This is a genomic window from Sphingomonas sp. R-74633 (genome assembly GCF_013416555.1).
Taxonomy (GTDB): Bacteria; Pseudomonadota; Alphaproteobacteria; order Sphingomonadales; family Sphingomonadaceae; genus Sphingomonas.
Genome location: NZ_JACCFG010000001.1, coordinates 1258840 through 1276572, shown reverse-complemented (window position 1 = coordinate 1276572; position 17733 = coordinate 1258840). Strand labels below are relative to the sequence as shown.

Annotated in this window: 10 protein-coding genes; 5 read left to right on the top strand and 5 right to left on the bottom strand. The window is 67.5% G+C overall.

Annotation, left to right across the window (positions count from 1 at the left end; translation table 11 throughout):
- The first annotated feature begins 91 nt into the window (after positions 1-91).
- From HZY97_RS06025 to HZY97_RS06015, 3 genes are all read left to right on the top strand, one after another.
- Positions 92-4717: an Ig-like domain-containing protein gene (locus HZY97_RS06025; protein WP_180141516.1), complete on the top strand. Its 4626-nt coding sequence runs from the start codon at positions 92-94 to the stop codon at positions 4715-4717.
- 84 nt (positions 4718-4801) lie between these two features.
- Complete coding sequence (locus HZY97_RS06020; protein ID WP_257214887.1) at positions 4802-6532, top strand: type I secretion system permease/ATPase; 1731 nt, start codon at positions 4802-4804, stop codon at positions 6530-6532.
- A complete protein-coding gene (locus tag HZY97_RS06015; RefSeq protein ID WP_180141514.1) occupies positions 6529-7890 on the top strand; it encodes an HlyD family type I secretion periplasmic adaptor subunit in 1362 nt (453 codons plus the stop codon). The genes HZY97_RS06020 and HZY97_RS06015 overlap by 4 nt, the downstream gene beginning before the upstream one ends.
- Positions 7891-8129: 239 nt before the next feature.
- On the opposite strand, the gene HZY97_RS06010 is transcribed toward HZY97_RS06015, so the two are convergent.
- Positions 8130-8756: a response regulator transcription factor gene (locus HZY97_RS06010; protein WP_306670046.1), complete on the bottom strand. Its 627-nt coding sequence runs from the start codon at positions 8754-8756 to the stop codon at positions 8130-8132.
- A gap of 7 nt (positions 8757-8763) precedes the next feature.
- Entirely contained in the window at positions 8764-11772 is a 3009-nt protein-coding gene (locus HZY97_RS06005; RefSeq protein WP_180141512.1) for a sensor histidine kinase, read from the bottom strand.
- Positions 11773-12068: 296 nt separating this feature from the next.
- Here HZY97_RS06005 and HZY97_RS06000 point away from each other — a divergent pair, with 296 nt between their 5' ends.
- Positions 12069-12899, top strand: a complete 831-nt coding sequence (locus HZY97_RS06000) for an alpha/beta fold hydrolase (RefSeq protein ID WP_257214886.1) — start codon at positions 12069-12071, stop codon at positions 12897-12899.
- 33 nt (positions 12900-12932) lie between these two features.
- Positions 12933-13712, top strand: a complete 780-nt coding sequence (locus HZY97_RS05995; RefSeq protein WP_180141508.1) for an alpha/beta hydrolase — start codon at positions 12933-12935, stop codon at positions 13710-13712.
- 220 nt (positions 13713-13932) lie between these two features.
- Here HZY97_RS05995 and paoC read toward each other — a convergent pair whose 3' ends face one another.
- The 3 genes from paoC to paoA are packed head-to-tail and all read right to left on the bottom strand — an operon-like array spanning position 13933 to position 17726.
- The gene (gene paoC, locus HZY97_RS05990) at positions 13933-16125 is read right to left on the bottom strand and encodes an aldehyde oxidoreductase molybdenum-binding subunit PaoC (RefSeq protein WP_180141506.1); all 2193 of its coding nucleotides are present in this window, start codon (positions 16123-16125) and stop codon (positions 13933-13935) included.
- Between the two features lie 3 nt (positions 16126-16128).
- Entirely contained in the window at positions 16129-17079 is a 951-nt protein-coding gene (locus tag HZY97_RS05985) for a xanthine dehydrogenase family protein subunit M (protein WP_180141504.1), read from the bottom strand.
- Positions 17076-17726, bottom strand: coding sequence for an aldehyde dehydrogenase iron-sulfur subunit PaoA (gene paoA / locus HZY97_RS05980; RefSeq protein WP_180141502.1), 651 nt, complete (start codon positions 17724-17726; stop codon positions 17076-17078). Before paoA ends, HZY97_RS05985 begins: the two co-directional genes overlap by 4 nt.
- Positions 17727-17733: the final 7 nt, after the last annotated feature.

Genomic DNA, 17733 nt, shown 5'->3' with positions numbered 1-17733 from the left:
GCAATAACGCTGTCATACTCGCTAGTTAGCAACGCCGGTCGTCGCGGTAGACCGATTGCCGGCACGCGCTTCGCTATCGAGGGGAATATCGATGCCGACCAACGTCTTCATCAACGAAATCCATTACGACAATGACGGCACCGACAGCGGCGAATTCGTCGAGATCGCGGCGCCCGCGGGCACCGATCTGACCGGCTGGAAGATCGTCCTCTACAATGGCAGCCCCACGCAGCGCTCCGCCTACACCACCACCAATCTGAGCGGCGTCGTCGGCGATCAGCAGAACGGCTTCGGCACGATTCGCATCGCCTATCCGGCCAATGGCATCCAGAATGGCGGCAGCGGCGCCAATGGCGAGCCGGACGGTGTCGCGCTCGTCGATGCGGCGGGCAATGTCGTCCAGTTCCTCAGCTGGGAAGGCACCTTCACCGCGGCGAGCGGCCCGGCGGCGGGCATGACCAGCGTCAATGTCGGCAGCGGCGTTTATGAGGATGGCACGCAGAGCAACACCTCGATCGGCCTGGTCGGCAGCGGCACCACGGCCGAGGATTTCCACTGGGCAGTGATCTCGGGCCAGACCCCGGCCGGCGTGAACAACGGCCAGAGCTTCGGCGGCGTTGCGCCGCCTCTCGCCGGTGCGCTGAGCATCGCCGATGCGACCACGGCGGAGGGCAATAGCGGCACCCACGACATCGTCTTCACCGTCACCCGTTCGGGCGGCAGCGCGGGCGCGGTCTCGGCGACCTGGACGCTCGCGCCGGGCACCACCGACGCCGCCGATTTCGGTGCAGGCGCGCCGACCACCGGCACCGTGACCTTCGCCGATGGCGCGACAACGGCAGAGGTGCGCATCGCCGTGCAGGGCGACGCCGCGTTCGAGCAGAATGAGAGCTTCACCGTGACGCTGAGCAACCCCACGGGCGGCGTCACGCTGTCCGACGCCAGCGCGACCGGCACGATCACCAATGACGATGTGGCGCCGCCCGCGCCCCCGGCGAACGTGTTCATCAACGAGATTCACTATGACAATGCCGGCACCGATGTCGGAGAGGCGATCGAGATCGCCGGCGTCGCGGGCACCGATCTGAGCGGCTACAAGCTGGTACTCTACAACGGCACCAACACGCCAAACGCCGCGCCGACCTACGCCACCACCAACCTCACCGGCGTGATCGACGACGAAGGCAATGGCTTCGGCGCGGTCTCGATCAGCTATCCGGTGAACGGCCTGCAGAACGGCGACATCGACGGCATCGCGCTGATCGGCCCCGACGGCACCGTGATCCAGCTCCTGTCCTATGAGGGCACCTTCACCGCTGCGGCCGGCACCCCGGCGGCGGGCGTCACCAGCACCGATATCGGCGTGTCCGAAGAGCCGGCCCCGGCACCGGGCCTGTCGCTCCAGCTCGTCGGCACCGGCTCGAGCGCGGCGGACTTCCACTGGGTCGAAGGCGCCGCGCAGAGCTTCGGCAGCGTCAACGCAGGCCAGGGCTTCCTGCCCGCGACCGGCGACAGCCATCTGCGCGTCGACGATGCGCGCGTGGTCGAGGGCGACAGCGGCACCACCAACCTGGTGTTCACTGTCCACCGCTCAGGCGGCCAGGCTTCCGCCGCCAGCGCCAATTACACGATCAGCCTCGACGGCACCGCGACCGCCGACGATCTCGGCGCCGGTGCCGCGCTCTCGGGCACGGTGACCTTCGCCGCCGGCGAGTTCACCCGCACGATCACCGTGCCGATCAACGGCGACACGGTGGGGGAGGGCAATGAGACGCTCTCGGTCACGATCTCGCCGGCCTCCGCGAACGTCGTGATCGACGACGCCCATGCCACCGGCACGATCACCAATGACGATCCGATCGCGCTGAGCATCGGCGCGATCCAGGGCGCGGGGCATCTCTCCGCCTATGTGAACCAGACGGTGATCACCACAGGCATCGTCACCGCGGTCGACAGCAACGGCTTCTACCTCCAGTCGGCGGTGGGCGACGGCAATTCGGCGACGTCGGACGGCATCTTCGTCTTCACCAACACCGCGCCCACCGTCCATGTCGGCGACGGTCTGTCGGTGCGCGGCACTGTCTCCGAATTTGCCGGCGACGATGCCGGGCTGACGGTCACCGAGATCGTCACGCCGACGTTCACCGTGGAGAGCACCGGCAACGCGCTACCCGCCGCGGTGCTGATCGGCGTCGGTGGCATCCTGCCGCCGAACCACAGCCTCGACGACGATCATCTCACCAGCTTCGATCCTGCGCATGACGGCCTCGATTTCTGGGAATCGCTCGAAGGGATGCGCGTGACGATCGACACGCCCCAGGCAGTGTCGAACACCACCGATTTCGGCGAGACCGACGTAGTCGCCTCGCACGGCGTCGGCGCGACGGGCATGAACGATCGCGGCGGCATCACCATTTCGGACGGCGACTATAACCCCGAGAAGATCCAGATCGACGACGACAGCGCGATCTTCTCGGGCTTCCACCCGGACTACACGATCGGCGACCAGCTGAGCAGCGTCACCGGCATCGTGAACTATTCGTTCGATGCCTATGAAGTGCTGGTCACCGATGCCGTCACCGTCACCAACGACACCACGCTGACCCGCGAGACGACCACGCTCGCCGGCGACGCCAACCACCTCTCGATCGCGACCTATAATCTCGAGAATCTCGACACGTCGGACCACAAGTTCGACATCCTGGCGAGCGACATCGTCTACAATCTCCACGCGCCGGACATCATCGCGGTGCAGGAGATCCAGGACGCCGACGGCGCCGGCAATGGCCCGGACCTGTCGGGTACCGTCACCGCCCAGGGCCTGATCGACGCGATCTACGCCACCTCTGGCCTGCACTATGCCTATATCGAGATCGCGCCGAGCGCTGCCGGCACGACCGGCGGCGAGAGCGGGGGCAACATCCGCAACGGCTATCTCTACAACATCGACCGCGTCGATTATGTCGAGGGCAGCGCCGAGCTGGTCCCCGGCGCCGCCTATGCCGGCACGCGCAGCCCGCTAGTCGCGCAGTTCAGCTTCGCCGGCCAGACGATTACCACGATCAACGTCCATCTGACCTCGCGCCTCGGCAGCGAGCCGCTCCAGGGCGCCAACCAGCCCGCGGCCGATGCCGGCGATGCCGCGCGCACCGCGCAGGCGGCAGGCGTGCAGGCCTATATCCAGGAGCATCTCGCCGATAACCCCGCGCTCAACATCGCGGTGCTCGGCGACTGGAACGGCTTCTATTTCGAGAATGCCCAGACCCAGCTCACCGATCCGGCGCAGGGCGGCGTGCTGACCAACCTCAACTCGCTGCTGCCCGAGGGCGAGCGCTACAGCTACATGTTCGAGGGCAATGCCCAGCAGATCGACAACATCCTGGTCACCAGCGGACTGGTCGGCGGCGCAGGCTATGACTCGGTCCATCTGAACGCGCAGTTCGGCGGCAGCCGCCCGACCGATCACGATCCGCAGGTCGCCTTGCTCTATCTCGGCCGCGCACCGAGCGAAGTGACGTTGAGCAATGCCAGCGTGGCCGAGAACCTGCCCGCGGGCAGCGTCGTCGGCACCGCCTCGGCGAGCGACACGGCGAACGACCACGTCACCTTCTCGCTGGTCGACAATGCGAACGGCCTGTTCGCGATCGACGCGGCGACCGGCGTGATCACCACCACCGCGGCGCTCGATCACGAGGCGGCGGCGAGCTACGGCATCACCGTCCGCGCGACCGATACCGGCGGCCTCACCAGCCAGCACGGCTTCACCATCGCAGTGACTGACGTCAACGAGGCGCCGGTGGCGCAGCGCGATGCGGTCGCGGTCAACGAGGACGCGACCACCGCCAACCTCTGGACGGCCCTGCTCGGCAATGATCGCGATCCGGATGGCAACCCGCTGACAATCACCTCGGTGAACACCAGCGGCACGCTCGGCCATCTCGTCTTCGATGCGGCGCACCAGTCGCTGCAATATGTCGCCGATGCCGATGCGTTCGACGCGCTGGCCACCGGCGCCACTGCGATCGATCACTTCACCTACACCGTCACCGACGGCAACGGCCTGACGAGCACCGCCACGGTCGACGTGACGGTCAAGGGCATCGCCGACGGCGTCACCCGCACCGGCACGATCTTCTCCGATACGTTGAACGGCACGGCGGGCGAAGACAGCCTGTCGGGCGGCCTGGGTAATGACACGCTCTACGGCATGGGCGGCCATGACCTGCTCAACGGCGGGCTCGGCAACGACAAGCTCGACGGCGGCGACGGCAACGACGTGCTGTTCGGCGATCTGGGCAATGACACGCTCTGGGGCGGCGCCGGCAATGACGTGCTGTTCGGCGGGCTCGGCGACGACACGCTCTATGGCGGGGCAGGGGCGGACAGCTTCCACTTCGGCCGCGTCGACGGCAACGACCTGATCGCCGACTTCAACACCGCCGAGGACAAGATCATCCTCGACGACGGCGTGACCGTCCGCAGCTCCAGGGTCTCCGACGTCAATCGTGACGGCGTCAAGGATCTCGTCCTCACGCTCAGTGTCGGCGGCACCGTGACTCTGCTCGGCGTGTCCGATCCGAAGCTGGTCAAATATGGTTCGCCGGATTATTATTCGGACCACCAGCCGGGCCTTGGCGGCGTGCTCGACACGGTCGGCGATTTCCTCGACGATCTGTTCTCGCACGGCAGGCTGCTGGACCTGACCCACGGACTATGATTTGATCAACAACGACAATGCACTGACAGCATCGGCGCCGCGCGATCCCACGGGTCGCGCGGCTGTCCGTTGGGGGCGATCCGAATGAAAGACCTCGCCGCGCTCGGTACGATGCGCGCCGCCTTGGCGCTGTGCCGCCGCCATTTCGTGGCGGCCGCGGGCTTCAGCGCGCTGATCAACCTGCTCTACATCGTGCCGACGCTGTACATGCTGCAGGTCTATGACCGGGTGGTGCCCACCCAGGGCCTGCAGACACTGTTGTTCCTCACCCTGGTACTGATCTTTGCGCTGGGCACGCTCTCGCTGCTCGATCGGATCCGCAGTCGGCTGCTGGTGCGCGCGGGCGTGCAGCTTGATGCGGCACTCGCGCCACTGATACTCGACGCGACGCTGGGCCGACCCGAGCTACCCTTCGCCCGCCAGGCACTGCGCGAGTTCGACACGCTGCGCGGTACGCTCACCGGCGCCGGCATCCTGGCGCTGTTCGATGCGCCCTGGATTCCGATCTACATCCTGGTCTGCTTCCTGGTGCATCCGTTCATCGGGCTGGTCGCGATCCTCGGCTGTACCGTGCTGCCGCTGCTCGCCTGGGGCAATGAGCGCGCGACCCGCAAGCGGCTCGACCGCGCACAGGCGATCGCGTCGGGTTCCTATGCCAGCCAGGACGCGCTGCTCGCCGCCAGCGACAGCGTTCGTGCGCTCGGCATGCGTGAGGCGATGGTCCGGCGTCAGCTCCGCCAGCGCGAGGCGATGCTCACCGCGCAGACCGAGGCGAGCTTCGCCGCGGGCGGCTTTCTCACTGCCACCAAGTTCACTCGGCTCGCGCTCCAGTCGCTGGCTCTCGGCCTGGGCGCGCTGCTCGCGGTCGATAATCTGATCTCGGCCGGCGCGATCTTCGCCTCGTCGTTTCTGATCGCGCGCGCGCTCGCACCGATCGAGCAGCTGATCGGCACGTGGAAGACGATCGTCCAGGCGCAGCAAAGCTATGAGAGCCTGGGCGCGCTGCTCGACGGCGCAGTTGCCACGGGCGAGCCCACCCGGCTGCCGCCGCCGCGCGGTGCGATCCTGCTCGAGGGCGTGACCGTCCTCAACGACACGCGCGACGGCGCGATCCTCAACAATGTCTCGCTTCAGGTCGCGCCCGGCCAAGTCGTCGCGATTGTCGGCCCCAGCGGCGCAGGCAAGTCGACTCTGGTCCGCGCGATCGCCGGCGCGATGCTCGCCGATCGCGGCACGATCCGCTTCGATGGTGCCGATGCACGGGACTGGAACCCGGAAACGCTCGCGGGCCACCTCGGCTATCTGCCGCAGGACGCGGTGCTGTTCGCCGGCACCGTCGCCGAGAACATCGCTCGCTTCGCCGGCGAACGCGGCGAAGAGCGTACGACGATCGACGCGGCGGTGGTTGCCGCTTCGGGCAAGGTCGGCGCCGATGCGCTGATCCGCCGCTTGCCGAACGGCTATGACCATCAGCTCAAGCTCGGCGGGCGTGGCCTGTCGGCGGGGCAGGCACAGCGCATCGGGCTTGCCCGCGCCGTCTATGGCGATCCGGCGATCCTGATCCTCGATGAGCCCAACGCGCATCTCGATCAGGAAGGCGATTCCGCGCTGGTCGCCGCGCTCGCTGCGCTCAAGGCCGAGGGGCGCACCGTGCTGATCGTCTCGCACAAGCTCGGGATCCTGCCGGTGATCGACAAGATCCTGGTGCTGCGCGACGGCCGGGTCGACATGTTCGGCACGCGCGACGAGATACTGCCCAAGATCGCGCCGCAAACCGTGCGTCGCGTGCCTGCCACAGCGGGAGGCAAGGCATGAGCATGACGTTGCTCCCACCCGCCGGCGACGTGGTTGCAGCGCCGGCGGCGGCGGTCGCCGATCCGCGCAGCGACATCCGCACCGGCGTGATCATCGCCGCGCTCTTCTTCGTGGTGTTTGTCGGCTGGGCCGCCTTCATGCGACTCGATGCCGCCGCCTATGCGCCCGGCACGCTCGTCGTCTCGGGGCAGCGTCAGTCGGTCCAGCACCGCGATGGCGGCGTCGTCGGCAAGATCTATGTGCGCGAAGGCCAGCGTGTCGAGCGCGGGCAGCTGCTAGTCGAGCTCGCTGCCGCCGAAGTGCGCGCGCAGGAGCGGGCGCTCGCCTCTCAGGCGATCCGCCTGCTCGCCCAGCGTGCCCGGTTGGAAGCCGAGCAACTCGGCCGCGCGACCATCATCGCGCCGCCGCAATTCGCATCGCTCCACCCCGAAGATCGCGCGGAGGCCGATCTGGCGTTGCGCCTCCAGCAGACCGAACTTTCCGCGCGAAGCTCCGTGCTCTCGGCGCAGCGCGGGGCGCTTGGCCAGCGCGTCGCCCAGTCGGGCGAGCAGGGCAAGGGCTATGGCGAGCAGGCCGTGGCGGCAAAGGAGCAGCTTCGCATCATCAATGACCAGATCTCCGCGTTGAAGCCGCTCGCCGACAAGGGCTTCGTCTCGCAGACCCGGATGCGCGATCTCGAGCGCGCCCGCGCCGAGCTGCAGGGGCAGGGTGGCCAGTATAGCGCCAGCGTCGCCCAGACCCGCGGCGCGGCGCGCGAGAGCCAGCTTCAGGCGCTCGAGGCCGAGCGCACCTTCCGCGAGCGCACCGCGTCGGATCTGCGCGAAGTCGAGACCAGCCTGGGCGAGATCCTCCCCAAATGGACCGCCGCGCGCGACCAGCTCGAGCGCACCGCGATCCGCGCGCCCGCAACCGGCGCGGTGGTGGGCCTTTCGGTGTTCACCCCCGGCGGCGTGATCGCGCCGGGACAGAAGCTGATGGAGATCGTCCCCGAGCGCGCGCCGCTGGTCATCCAGGCCCGTATCGCGCCCGACGATGCCGATGATCTTCATGTCGGCCAGCGCGCGCTCGTGAAATTCTCCGGCCTTCACGAGCGGACCTTGCCCAATCTCGAGGGCAAGCTCTCCCGCGTCTCGGCCGACAGCTTCACCGACGAGAAGTCGGGGCAGAGTTATTTCACGGGCGAGGTGATCGTCCCCTATGACCAGCTGAAGATCATCCAGGACGTGCGTGGCAAGGATTTCGCGCTGCGCGCCGGCATGCCGGTCCAGGTCCTGGTCCCGCTGCGCAAGCGCACCGCGCTCGACTATGCATTGGAGCCGCTGCTCGGCAGCTTCTGGTCCTCGTTCCGCGAACACTAGGCGAAGCAGGTCGCGAGGCTTGCAATGTAGGATTTCGCCTGCTGGGCTCGCGCGGTCGGGGCTGGGTTCCGACCGCTCTTGACGCTGTTGGAAAGATAGGATCGCGCCCGCGCAACGATGTTGCGGAACGCCGCGAACTTCACGCCTCACCCATGCCTTCCCCGCGCGAGGATCGTGAAGTTTGGGCAGCTCCGGCATGGCCTCTGCCGAGTCGGCCCGGCGCGCGATGTAGGAAAGCGTCAGATCTCGATGAACCCGCGTCGCGCCGCGACGATCACGGCGTGGGTGCGATCGGCCACATCGAGCTTGGCGAAGATGTTCTTCAGATGCGCCTTCACCGTGTCGGTGGAGAGCGTCAGCCGCCAGGCGATCTGCTTGTTGGGATGGCCCTCCGCCACCAGTCGCAGGATGTCGGTCTCGCGCTCGCTCAGACGGTCATCGAAAGCGTGGAGCGCGATCTCCTGCGCGACATCGGCAGCGATCGCGCGGCGGCCGGCATGGACGGCGCGGATCGTGTCGAGCAGGTCCTTGCGGATGCAGCTCTTGAGCAGATAGCCGGTTGCGCCGGCCCGCAGCGCCCTGAGCGCATGCGTGTCGCCCGGATAGGTGGTGAGCACCACGAACTGGGCGGCGGGGAATTCGCGGCGGATCGCGCCGATCGCCTCCACCCCGTCCATCCCCGGCATCTGGATGTCCATCAGCGTGACGTCGGGCTGGAGCGTGCGGTATAGCTCTACGGCCTCAGCACCGTCCCGCGCCTCGCCGACGATCTCCATGTCGGCCTGGCGCTCGACCACCGCCACGATGCCCTCGCGCAGCATCGGATGATCGTCGACCACCATCACGCGCACGGTCCGGGTTGCCAATGCTGATTCAGCCAATTCTGCCTCCAGTCACCAGGGTGCGCCACTTGCTGCGCCGCGTCGTCGAATAGGCGATCGTCGTGGGGACGATCAGGTTCACTTCGGTGCCGCCGCCGGGCGCGCGCTGCACCACCAGCCGCGACTGGATCTTGGCAGCGCGCTCCTGCATCCCCGGCAACCCGAAATGCCCGTCGCGCCGCCCTTTATGCAAGATGTCTTCGGAGATGCCGACACCGTCGTCGCGGAAGCGCACCGAGAAGCGGTCGGGCTGGAAGCCGATCCGGATCCCGATCTGCTTGGCCTGGGCGTGGCGCCAGATGTTGAACAGCGCCTCGTTGGCGATCCGCGCCACCTCGTCCCACACCAGCGGATCGAGCGGCCGGGGCTCGCCTTCGGTGACTATCGAGATCTGCGTCGCGGGAGGGAAGACCTGCTTGCGGGCGATCTCGAGGATCATGTGCTCGATATCGTCCGAGCCGCCGATCATCCGCAGGTCGCGCACCCGGTCGCGCCCCTCGGCGAGCACCGTGTCGGCACGGTCGAGCGCCTGCTCGAGCGCGCGGCGCGACGGGTCCTCGGGCGAGATGTCGTCGGCGACGAGCTGGAAGCGCAGGATCAGCGCCTGCACGCCCTGGAGCAGCGTGTCGTGCAGTTCCCGCGCAATCCGCTCGCGCTCGGCCAGCCGCTCGCGCATCCGCACCCGCATATGCCCGGCCATGGTGCGCACCTTCACGTGGTAGAGCAGCAGGAACAGCGCCGCGAGTGCGACCGCCACCAGCAGCGCGAACCAGGGGCTTTGCAGGAAGGTGGGTGGGATGGTGAATTCGAGCGTGGCGGGATTGGGGTTCCACACCCCGTCATTGTTCGATGCCATCACCCGGAAGCGATAGGTGCCCGGATCGAGGTTGGTGTAGAAAGCTTGGCGGCGCGTACCGGGATCGATCCAGCCCTTATCCACGCCCTCCAGCATGTAGCGGAAGCGCACCCTGCTCGGCACCGAGAAGCTGAGCCCGGTATATTCGATCGACAAATTGGTCTTGCCGGCGGGCAGGGCGATTTGGGTGGGATCGACATGGCGCTGGCCATCGGCGGTCAGCGATCGGATCGCCACGGGCGGCCCGACGGCGTTGCGTACCAGCCGGGCGGGGTTGATCCGCATCACGCTCTGCCGGGTGAGGAACCAGAGCTGACCATCGCCGCCCGCATCGATCTGCAGGCCATCGCCGCGCTGGGTTCGGCTCGACAGCCCGTCCTGCTCGTCGAACAGGTCGTGCGGGATCGGATCGCGGGGACGGGTGAAGGCGCGGTCGAGATCGGCGGTCTTGAGCTTGAGCAGGCCGGTATTGTTGACCATCCAGGTCTCGCCCGCCGCGGTCTGCACCACGCCGCGCACGCCGCGCAACCAGGGATGATCGGCGATCGCCAGCCGTTCGAACCGGCCATTGCGCCAGCGCGCCAGCCCGCCGCCACCGGCCACCAGCATGCCGCTGCGCCCGCCATAGACGCCGGTAAGGCCCGAGACGCCGATCTGCTCGCTGGTCCAGCCGCGCGCCGTGGTGCCCACCACGCGGACGATCGCCTTGCGGTCGAGGATGATCACCGGATTGCCATCCCGGTCGATCACGATGTCCTGCGGCCGGCCGGGGAGGGGAAGGTTCGCCTCGTGCCAGCCATTACCCCGCCGCACGAGCACGCCGCGCTGGAAACGCGCGACCCAGAGCCGGCCGAGCCGATCCTCGGCGCAGCCATAGGTTTCGCCCACGCCGGGCAGGGCAAGCGTCTCGGCGGTGCGATCGCCGCGCAGCCGGATCATCCGCTCGGCAGTGCTCAGCCAGACCGAGCCATTGCCGCCCCGGCAGAGCGCCTGGATCTCGCGGTCATATGTGGCGAACAGGCGCGGCTTCTGGCCGGGCAAGGCACGGTAGAGCGACGTGCCGCTCGCCAGCCAGACCGCGCCGGCATCGTCGGCGGCGACGAAATAGCCCTCGGCCGCGCCCGCAGCCGGCGGCTCGATGCGGAACAAATTGGCGGGGCGGAACTGGTCGAGCCCCAGCTCGGTGCCCACCCAGATATTGCCTTCGCGATCCTCGAGCAGCGACACCGCCTGGTTCGAGGTCAGGCCATTCTCGGTGCGATAGCTGGAGATGCTGCCCTCGGCGCTCGACTGCTCGGCGGCGTGGTCGATCTGGAAGATGCCGCTGGTGAAGCTCGAGCCCCATAGATTGCCGTCCCGGTCGAACAGGATCGCAGTGCGGCGGACCGGGCCGGAGAAGGGAAACACCACGTCGCTGCGGGCCTGATGCGCCCCCGCGGCATAGTCGGGCAGCATCCGCGTGCCGTTCGAGTCCGAAAGCCACATATTGCCTTCGGGATCGAGCGCGAGGTTGGCGCCGAAGCCCAGCTTGAGACCGACGGGCTCGAAGCGGTTCGTGCCGGCGCGCAGGATGAAGAGCTGCTTGTCGGTGGCGATCCACACCGAACCGTCGCGCGCCGCGGAGAGGCTGGAGACCCAATCGCGGTTTGGCAGGCCGTAGCGCTCGTCGATAGCTTCCCAGCGGCCGTTCCGGTAGCGCTTCAGCGCCTTGTGGGTGCGCCCGCCCACGGCCCAGATCCTACCGCTCTTGTCCTGGCGCAGCTCGGTGATCTCGCCCGCCGCCTCGGTCATGCCGGTGCGCACCATGCGGCCGCCGCGATAGACTTCGACGCCGCCGCCGCCGGCATAGGCTGCCCAGAGCTCGCCACTGCGCGTCACCAGCAGTGCGCTGACCGGGATCGAGCCGGCGGGATGGTCGGGGGCGGGCGGCACATATTCGAAGGTGACGCCGTCGAAACGGTAGAGCCCATTGCCGGTGCCCACCCAGATATAGCCGTCCGGCCCCTGGGCCAGCGCCTGGACCATGGCGGGCACGCCGTCCTTGCTGGTCCAGGTGGCGTGCAGGAAGCGCGAGATGCTCTGGCCCGGCGCTTCGGCCGTGGCGGCGCCGGTGCAGCACAGCGCAAGGACAGCGGCGATGAGCAAGGCAAGTCGCAAGCGATCCCCCTCACGCGACATTTCGGCAAAAAGAGGCCCTTAGCACGAATGCGCGGGGCGCTGGAGTAGCCCGAAAGGGTAGCGACTGGCTACCGGCGCGGGATTTGTCTCGGCGTGTACACATGGGAATGAGAAGGGGTAGATCTGGCGGGAGAATGAAGATGGACGAGCGCTTCGAGGCCACGCGCCGCGAATTCGTGGTCGGGGCGGCTGCCCTCACCGCCGCATCGGCATTGCCCATCCCGTTCCCGGCCAGCGCATCCCCCTACGCAGGAGACAAGTTCATGGGTATCTTCAAAGTCGCAGACGGCACCGAGCTTTTCTACAAGGACTGGGGCCCCAAAGACGGCCAGGTGATCTGGTTCCACCACGGTTGGCCGCTCACGTCGGACGACTGGGACACCCAGATGATGTTCTTCCTCCTGAAGGGCTACCGCGTGATCGCACATGATCGCCGCGGCCATGGCCGCTCGACCCAGACCGACACGGGCAACGAGATGGACACCTATGCCGCCGACGTGATCGCGCTGGCCGATCATCTCGACGTCAAGGGCGTGACGCATGTCGGCCATTCGACCGGTGGCGGCGAAGTGGCGCATTATGTCGCGCGCGCCAAGCCGGGCCGCGTCTCCAAGATGGTGCTGATCGGCTCGGTTCCGCCGGTGATGGTCAAGAGCGACAAGAACCCCGGCGGCCTGCCGATCGAAGTGTTCGACGGCATCCGCGCCGGCGTGCTCGCCAACCGAGCGCAGCTCTACATCGATTTCCCGACCGGCCCGTTCTACGGCTTCAACCGGCCGGGTGCGGTGATCAGCCAGGGCGTGATCGACAACTGGTATCGCCAGGGCATGATGGGCGGCATCAAGGCCCATTACGATTGCATCAAGGCGTTCAGCGAAACTGACTTCACCGACGATCTGAAGAAGATCGACGTGCCGTCGCTCGTGATGCACGGCGATGACGACCAGGTCGTGCCCTATGCCGACTCGGGCCCGCTCTCGGCCAAGCTGCTCAAGAACGCCACGCTCAAGACGTACAAGGGCTATCCGCACGGCATGGCGACCACCCATGCCGATGTGATCAACGCCGATCTGCTCACCTTCATCAAGGGCTGATCGACGCGGCTACCCTTTAGTTCGGAGTAACGGATGGCCGACACGGTCATGCTCATCCACGGTGCCTGGCTGACGCCGAGCTCGTGGGACCGCTTTCGACAACGCTTCGAGGCGGCGGGCATGACCGTGCTGGCGCCACCCTGGCCCTATCTCGATCGCCCGGTGGACGAACTCCGCCGGGCGCCCGATCCCCGGCTGGGCAAGCTCGGCCTGCGCGAGATCACCGACCATTACGCCGCGCTGATCGAGGCGCTGCCGCACCCGCCGATCCTGATCGGCCATTCGTTCGGCGGGCTGATCGTCCAGTTGCTCGCCGATCGCGGGCTGGGCGCGGCGGCGGTGGCGATCGACCCGACGCCGCCCTTCGGCGTGCCCGCCACGCCGCTGGCGGTGTGGACATCGCTCGGCGTGTTCACCGCATTCAACGGCTGGAACCGGGTCCTCAAGATGAGCGAGCGCGGCTTCGCCACCGGCTTTGCCCAGACGCTGTCCGAGGCGGAGAAGCCGTACAGCTATGAGAAGTTCATCGTGCCCACGCCGGGGCGGATCTTCTTCCAGGCGGTGCTCGGCATCGGCACCAGAGTGCGTTGGGACAATCCCGATCGCCCGCCGTTGATGCTGATCGCGGGGGAGAAGGATCGCACCGTTCCCGCGGCGATGGTGCGCGGCGCATATCGCAAGCATCTGCGCTCGCCGGCCGATACCGTATTCCACCAATTCCCGGGGCGCTCGCACTTCCTGTGCAACGAGGATGGCTGGGAGGAAGTCGCCGACCGCGCGCTTGGCTGGGCGCGGGAAGCTGCGGGGCGCTGATCCTACACCCGACGCCGCGGCGACTCGTCAAATTTCACGAAGTTCGTGCGTAGAGGGGAAGGCGTCGCGGGTGAAATTTGCCTCTTTTGCCGACAATCGGGCGCATCGCGCACTATCCTTGCGCGCTCGGGGTCCCATGTTTCCAACACTGTAAAAGAGCGGCCGGCGCTTGGGGCCGGCCGCATCAGGCAAACACGCGAAATCCTACATTGCAAGCCGGTCAGGCGAATTCGGGCATCCCGGCGAGCAGCTTGTCGAGCGTCACCGGATAGTCGCGCACGCGCACGCCGGTGGCGTTGTAGATCGCATTGGCGACCGCCGCGCCGACGCCGCAAATGCCCAGCTCGCCCACGCCCTTCGCCTTCATCGGCGAGCTCATCGGATCGGTCTCGTCGAGGAAGATCACTTCCTGGTGCGGAATGTCGGCATGGACCGGCACTTCATATCCGGCGAGGTCGTGATTGACGAAGAAGCCGAAGCGCTTGTCGACTGCCAGCTCCTCCATCAATGCCGCGCCGGCGCCCATCGTCATCGCGCCGATCACCTGGCTGCGCGCCGAGACCGGATTGAGGATGCGGCCCGCCGCGCACACTGCGAGCATCCGGCGGATGCGGATCTCGGCGGTGGCGGCATCGACACCAACCTCGACGAAATGCGCGCCGAAGGTCGACTGCTGATATTTCTTGCCGAGGTCGCCATATTCCATCGCGTCCTCGGCAACGAGTTCACCGGCCTTGGCCGCGTTGGCGAGGGGGACTGCGCGCTTTCCGCTCTTCACCTTGCCGCCGGCGAACACGGCATCGGCCGAGTTGAACCCGAGCTTCTGCGCCACCGTCTCGCGCAGCTTGGCGCAGGCGGCATAGACGCCGGCAGTGGAGCTGTTGGCGCCCCATTGCCCGCCCGAGCCGGCGGAGACCGGGAAGCTGGAATCGCCGAGCTTCACCACCACCTTGTCGAGCGGCACGCCCATCATCTCGGCGGCGGTCTGCGCGATGATCGTATAGGTGCCGGTGCCGATATCGGTCATGTCGGTCTCGACCGTGACCACGCCCTGCGCGTTCAGGCGGACGCGCGCGGCGGACTTCATCGTGAGGTTGTTGCGGAACGCCGCGGCCACGCCCATCCCGACCAGCCAGCGCCCGTCGCGCACCGCGCCCGGCGCCGCGCGCTTCGCCCAGCCGAACTTGTCCGCGCCCATCCGCAGACACTCGTTCAACTGGCGCTGCGAATAGGGGCGCTCGGGCTTTTCGGGATCGACCTGGGTATCGTTGATCACGCGCAGTTCGATCGGATCGATGCCGAGCTTCTCGGCCAGCTCGTCCATTGCGATCTCGAGCGCCATCAGGCCGGGCGCTTCGCCGGGCGCACGCATCGCATTGCCTTCGGGCAAGTCGAGCACCGCGAGGCGCATCGCCGTCATCCGGTTGGCGCCGGCATAGAGCAATTTGGTCTGGCCCGTCGCCGTCTCCGGCCCGCCATCGGGCAAGTCGCCCGACCAGCTTTCATGGCCGATCGCAGTGAGCTTGCCATCCTTCGTCGCGCCGAGGCGGATGCGCTGGATCGTCGCGGGCCGATGTGTGGTGTTGTTGAAGACGAAGGGGCGGGGCAGGGCGACCTTCACCGCCCGGTTCGCCGCCTTCGCGCCGAGCGCGGCGAGCAGCACGTCGGCGCGGATGAACAGCTTGCCGCCAAAGCCGCCGCCGATGAACGGCGAGCGCATGCGGATGTTGTTGCGCGAGATGCCCAGCGTCTTGGCCATGTCGCCCACCGACCAGGCGACCATCTGGTTGGCGGTCCACAGGTCGAGCTGGTCGCCGGTCCACATCGCGGTCGTCGCGTGCGGCTCCATCATCGCATGGGCGTGATCGGGCGTCGTGTAGGTCGCGTCGAGCTGGACCGGTGCGGCGGCAAAGGCGCCGGCGAAATCGCCGACCGCGGTTTCAGAGCCCTTGTCCTTCGCGACGGGGGCGTTGCCCTTGGCCGCGGCGAGATCAAAGGCGCCCTTTTCGCGCGCATAGTCGACGCGGATCAGCGCGGCGGCGGCGCGCGCCTGTTCGAAGGTCTCGGCGACGACGATCGCGATCGCCTGATGGTAATGTTCGATGTCGGGGCCGCCGAGCAGTTTCGCGGTGTTGAAATTGCCCTTGCCGAGCTTGCCGGCATTGTCGGCCGTGACGATCGTCAGGACACCGGGAGCCTTGCGCGCGTCACCAAGGTCCATGCCGGTGATCCGCCCCTTGGCGATCGCCGAGCCGAGGATATAGCCATAGGCCGGGTTGGGCACATCGTGATGCTCATAGGCATAGGGCGCGGTGCCGCTGGTCTTGAGCGGCCCGTCGATGCGCGGCGTGGGCTTGCCGATCACCTTGAGCTGGTCGATCGGGTTGGTGCCGGCAGGCGTGGTGAACTTCATGGCTCAGCCCTTCGCTTCGGCAAGGACGGCGGCGAGCGTGCGCTCGGCCAGCACGAGCTTGAACCCGTTCTGCTCGGTGGGTTTGGCTCCCGCGAACGCCAATGCGGCGGCAGCTTTCGCCCCTTGGGCGAGCGCGGCTTCCGCTGCCTCGACGCGCCAGGGCTTGGGCGCCATGCCGCCGAAGGCGACGCGGCCCGTCCCGTCCTTCTGGAGGACGGCGCCGACCGAGACGAGCGCGAAGGCATAGGAGGCCCGGTCGCGGACCTTGTGGTAGATATGCGTGCCGCCGATCGGGCCGGGTAGCGTCACTGCAGTGATCATCTCACCGGCCGCGAGGCTGTTCTCGATATTGGGCGTGTCACCGGGGAGCGTGTGGAAGTCGGCGATCGGGATCGCCCGGGTCGTGCCGTCGGCGCGGACCGTCTCCACCACCGCATCGAGCGCGCGCATTGCCACGGCCATGTCGCTCGGGTGCGTGGCGATGCAGGCGGTGCTGGTGCCGATCACGCCGAGGCTGCGGTTCACGCCGCCGATCGCCGCGCAGCCGCTGCCGGGCTTGCGCTTGTTGCAGGCCTGGTTGGTGTCATAGAAATAGGGGCAGCGGGTGCGCTGGAGCAAATTGCCCGCGGTCGTCGCCTTGTTGCGGAGCTGGCCCGAGGCACCGGCGACCAGCGCGCGAGAGAGCAGGGCGTAGTCCTTGCGTACGCGCTTGTCGGCGGCGAGATCGGTGTTGCGGACCAGCGCGCCGATGCGCAGACCGCCTTCGGGCGTCGCCTCGATCCGGTCGAGCCCCAGATGGTTGACGTCGACCAGATGCGTCGGCGTCTCGATCTGCAGCTTCATCAGGTCGAGCAAATTGGTGCCGCCCGCGATGAAGCGCGCACCCTGGGTGCGGCCGACGATCGCTGCGGCCTCGGCGGGGCTGTGCGCCCGTTCATAGCTGAACGCCTTCATGCCTTCCTCCGGGCCGCGACTTCGCTGATCGCCTCGACGATGTTCGAATAGGCGCCGCAGCGGCAGATATTGCCGCTCATCCGCTCGCGGATCTCGTCGGTGCTCATCGCTGGCTTGCCCGCGACATCGCCAGTGACGTGGCTGGGGATGCCGGCGCGGATCTCGTCGAGCACCGCGACCGCCGAACAGATCTGGCCGGGGGTGCAATAGCCGCATTGATAGCCGTCATGCTTCACGAAGGCGGCCTGCATCGGGTGGAGCTTGTCGGGCGTGCCCAAGCCCTCGATCGTGGTGATCGCATCGCCTTCGTGCATCACCGCGAGGCTGAGACAGCTATTGATCCGCCGACCCTCGACGATGACCGTGCAGGCGCCGCACTGGCCATGGTCGCAGCCCTTCTTGGTGCCGCTGAGGTGGAGATGCTCGCGCAGCGCATCGAGCAGGGTGGTGCGGGTATCGAGCTCCAGCGTCTGCGGCTTGCCGTTCACCTTGAGGGTAACGCTCGCCATCACCGGCGCGCCGGCGCCTGCCGAGGCGGCATCCTGCGCGGCGACAGCGGAGGGAGGCGCGGCGGTCACCGCCACCGATGCCGCGCCGCCGAGCAATATGCCGCGGCGCGAGACTTCGAAATCACCCGGTCCATGCATCTTGGCC

Coding starts and splice junctions, on each gene's coding strand:
- HZY97_RS05985 (WP_180141504.1), bottom strand. CDS start 17,079: ATGAAGGCGTTCAGCTATGAACGGGCGCACAGCCCCGCCGAGGCCGCA.
- paoC (WP_180141506.1), bottom strand. CDS start 16,125: ATGAAGTTCACCACGCCTGCCGGCACCAACCCGATCGACCAGCTCAAG.
- paoA (WP_180141502.1), bottom strand. CDS start 17,726: ATGCATGGACCGGGTGATTTCGAAGTCTCGCGCCGCGGCATATTGCTC.
- HZY97_RS05995 (WP_180141508.1), top strand. CDS start 12,933: ATGGCCGACACGGTCATGCTCATCCACGGTGCCTGGCTGACGCCGAGC.
- HZY97_RS06015 (WP_180141514.1), top strand. CDS start 6,529: ATGAGCATGACGTTGCTCCCACCCGCCGGCGACGTGGTTGCAGCGCCG.
- HZY97_RS06020 (WP_257214887.1), top strand. CDS start 4,802: ATGAAAGACCTCGCCGCGCTCGGTACGATGCGCGCCGCCTTGGCGCTG.
- HZY97_RS06000 (WP_257214886.1), top strand. CDS start 12,069: ATGGGTATCTTCAAAGTCGCAGACGGCACCGAGCTTTTCTACAAGGAC.
- HZY97_RS06025 (WP_180141516.1), top strand. CDS start 92: ATGCCGACCAACGTCTTCATCAACGAAATCCATTACGACAATGACGGC.